General features: G+C 60.0%; 3 protein-coding genes. All 3 read left to right on the top strand.

What is annotated here, in order from left to right:
• A partial coding sequence (locus tag ABHR76_RS09585; RefSeq protein ID WP_346977552.1) for an ABC transporter ATP-binding protein occupies positions 1 to 484 on the top strand: 484 nt, incomplete at its 5' end.
• Positions 485 to 492: 8 nt separating this feature from the next.
• Complete coding sequence (locus ABHR76_RS09580; RefSeq protein WP_346977551.1) at positions 493 to 3,159, top strand: ABC transporter permease; 2,667 nt, start codon at positions 493 to 495, stop codon at positions 3,157 to 3,159.
• 236 nt (positions 3,160 to 3,395) lie between these two features.
• Positions 3,396 to 3,774 (top strand): DUF362 domain-containing protein (locus tag ABHR76_RS09575; RefSeq protein ID WP_346977550.1); only part of this gene is annotated, 379 nt, incomplete at its 3' end.

Here is a 3,774-nt window from a genome sequence, read left to right as displayed (position 1 = left end):
GCTCAAACCTACCGACCTGGGCGAGTATCGCCGCCGTGAGCTGGGCTTTGTCTTCCAGTTCTACAACCTGGTGCCCGACCTCACCATCAAGGAAAACATCGAGGTCACGGCATGCCTGTCCAAAAAGCCGCTCAACATTGACGACCTGCTACGCTCGCTGGGCCTCTACGAGCACCGCAACAAGTTCCCGCGCCAGGTTTCGGGTGGTCAGCAGCAACGCTGTGCCATCGGCCGCGCGCTCGTCAAAAACCCGGGTCTGCTGCTGTGCGACGAGCCCACGGGCGCGCTCGACTATAAGACGTCCAAGGAAATCTTGCAGCTCATGGAGGATGTCAATCACGAGTACGGATGCACCATCATCATCGTCACACACAACGCCGCCATCGCCCGCATGGCCAATCGCGTGCTGCGCCTGCGCGACGGGCGCATCGTCGAGGATGAGCTCAACGAGTCGCCCGTCGCGGCCGCCGAGCTCGATTGGTAGGCGGCGCCATGACACCTCTCGCAAAACGTCTCCCGCGCGAGCTGCGCCGCAATATCGGTAAGTACCTGGGCATCTTTTTGCTTATGTGCGGAAGCATTGCCCTTACATCGGGCTTTTTGCTCGCGGCGCATTCCATCGGCTGCCTTATCGACGACATGCGCGATGCGTACGCGATCGAGGACGGCCGCGTGACCACCTCCTTCGAGGCCACCAAAGACCAGCTCAAGGCAGCCGAGGACGCGGCAGACGACGTCGGTGGCGTCACGCTCTACAAGAATTTCTCCATCGATGCCATCATCAAAAAGACCGCCGGCGACGATGGAACCAAGCGCACGCTGCGCACCTATGCGCACCGCACCAAGGTCGATATCGCGTCCTACTGCGAAGGCAGGCAGCCTAAGGCGGACGATGAGGTGGCAATCGACCGTGTCTTCGCCACCAATAACAACCTGTCCGTGGGCGATAAAGTCGAGCTCGAGGGTCGCACCTACACCATCTGCGGCATCATGACCCAGCCCGATAGCCAGGCGCTGTTCCTCAACAATTCGGACTTTACGGTGAACACCATCACGTACGGTGTGGCCGAGGTCACCGACGCCGGCTTTGCCGCGCTTAAGGACGCCGGCGGCGCGCCTGCCTACACCTACTCCTTTACCTTTACCGATCGCGATCTCTCCACCGCGGATCGCGTCGATGCGGAGCAGGATATGGTGGAGGCGCTCACCGATGCCGACGCACGCGTGGATGACCTCATCGACGCCGATTCCAACCAGGGCATTGGCTACGCGCGCGACGACGTAGACGGCGACTCCATGATGTGGATGACGCTGCTCGACATCATCATCGTGATCATGGCGTTCGTCTTTGTGGTCCTTACCGACGCCACCATCGAGGAGGAGAGCGCCATCATCGGCACGCTGCTCGCCAGCGGCTATCGTCGACGCGAGATCGTGCTGCACTACCTTGCGCTTCCCGCCATCGTGGGCGTGGTCGCGGTGCTTTTGGGCACTGCGCTCGGCGTCGTGTTCTTTACCGAGCCCATGCGCAGCCTCGATTACGGCTCGTACAGCCTGCCGCCCTTCCAGGTGTACTGGAGCTGGGAGATCTTTGTGAAGTGCGCCGTGGTTCCCGCCGCTGCGCTCATCCTCATCACGCTGGTGGGTCTGCTTCGCAAGATGGGCAAGACGCCGTTGCAGTTTCTTCGCCACGAGGCGAGCGGCAAGTCTGGCACCAAGCGCGGCCTGCAGCTGCCGGAGCGCATGGGCTTTGTCTCGCGCTTCCGCCTGCGTATCTTCCTGCGCAACCTGGGCAACTTCGCCACGCTCTTCGTGGGCATTGCGTTTGCCTCGCTGCTGCTGCTCTTTGGCCTGGCGATTCTGCCCACGATGACGCACTACGCGGACAACCTCGAGACGAGCCTGGTCGCCGAGCACCAGTACACGCTCAAGGCTCCGCTGGAGCTCGAGGGCACTGCCGAGGAGCGCGAGCAGTGGTCGGCACTCGAGTGCTTGCAGTCGGTTGACGGCGCGCTGCTTTCTGCCGCCCAAGATGCCGATGACGAGCTCGACGACGCGGCCGATGCGGCGCAGGCGGCAGCCGATGCCGCGACCGCATCCCCGTCTGCCGAGAGCCTGGCTGCGGCGCAGGACGCGCTCGCCAAGGTCCAGGACAAGAAGGATGCGCTTTATGCGCGCCTCGATGACCTTGCCGATGCTCTCGGCTGCGACCACGATGAGGCTATCGACCTGATCGACAAGGCCTCTAAGATCGACACTGACAACGACGATATCCACCCGGTCAATACGACCGATAACGGCGCGGGCGCAATCGCACAGGCCGAGAAATACGCCGTCTACCAGCTGCAATACGACCGCGGCGACGGAAATGGCGAGGAGACGATTTCCATCTACGGCATCTCGCCCGATTCGCGCTACTGGAAAGGACTGGACGTCAGCGACGGACGCGTCGTCTTTGGCGGTGGCTTGCTCGACAAGTTTGGCTGGAGCGAGGGTCAGAAGGTTAAGCTTCGCGACAAGTACGAGGGCGAGAATTATTCCTTTGAGTACGTGGGCAAGGACTGCGTTTGGGGCTCTAAGTCGGATATGAATGTCTATATGAGCATCGAAGACTTTAACGAGCTGTTTGACAACGATGCGGCCTACTTTAACGGCTACGTGAGCAACGAGAAGCTCGACCTCGACGCGCGCTACTTTGCCGGCGATACCACGCCCGACGACATGCGCGCCGTGGGCGACCAGTTCATCGGCATGATGAGCAAAATGATCGGCATGATGGTTGGGCTTGCGGTGTTCATCTTCTTGCTGTTTATGTACCTGCTGACCAAGGCTGTGATCGACCACAGCGCCCGTTCGATCAGCTACATGAAAGTCTTTGGCTATCGCGATAGCGAGATTTCGCATCTGTACATCCGCTCGATCACGTTGTGCGTGGCAGCGTCACTCGTGCTGAGCCTGCCGGTCATTATTGGCTCGCTAACGGCCATCTTCCGCTCGATGCTGCTCGCCTATAACGGCAATATCGAGATCTACGTGCCCGCTTGGTCCATGGCGGCGTGCGTCGGCATTGGCTTTGCGACCTACCTGGTCGTGGCGCTGCTACACACGCGCTCCATCAAACGCGTGAGCCTGGCCGAAGCCCTCAAAGTCCAAGAGTAGTCATTGGGGACGTTCTTAAATGACTAGTCGCTGGGGACGCTCTTTCGCCACCCAGCAGGAAAGGAACGTCCCTAGCTGCCAGGTGGCGAGGCACTCATTTAAGTCCGTCCCCAATGAGTGGTTTCAGTCATTTAAGTCTGTCCCCAATGACTAGGTGCCGTACTTGACTTTAACTCTGCTTTAACTGGTACCATCCTCTATGTCTGTAACGCCATATAGACCGAGGGGATATATCTATGACCGCAACTACACCCGCAGCACCCGCCAAGGTGTACTTCACCAACCTGCGCACGCATGCTCGCGAGAGCCAGCTCGACAAGCTCAAGCGCCTCATCCGTCACGCCGGTATCGAGCAGATCGACTTTGAGAACAAGTTCGTCGCCATCAAGATTCACTTTGGCGAGCTGGGCAACCTGAGCTTTTTGCGCCCCAACTACGCCCGCGCCGTCGCGGATGTCGTGAAGGAGCTGGGCGGCAAGCCCTTCCTCACCGACTGCAATACGCTCTATGTGGGTAGCCGCAAAAACGCGCTCGAGCACATCGATACCGCCTACCAGAACGGCTTTACCCCGTATGCTACGGGTTGCCAGATCATCATTGCCGACGGCCTCAAGG

The sequence above is a fragment of the Collinsella aerofaciens genome (assembly GCF_039752985.1).
GTDB classification, from domain to species: domain Bacteria; phylum Actinomycetota; class Coriobacteriia; order Coriobacteriales; family Coriobacteriaceae; genus Collinsella; species Collinsella aerofaciens_BT.
This window is presented reverse-complemented; position numbering and strand designations above follow the sequence as displayed.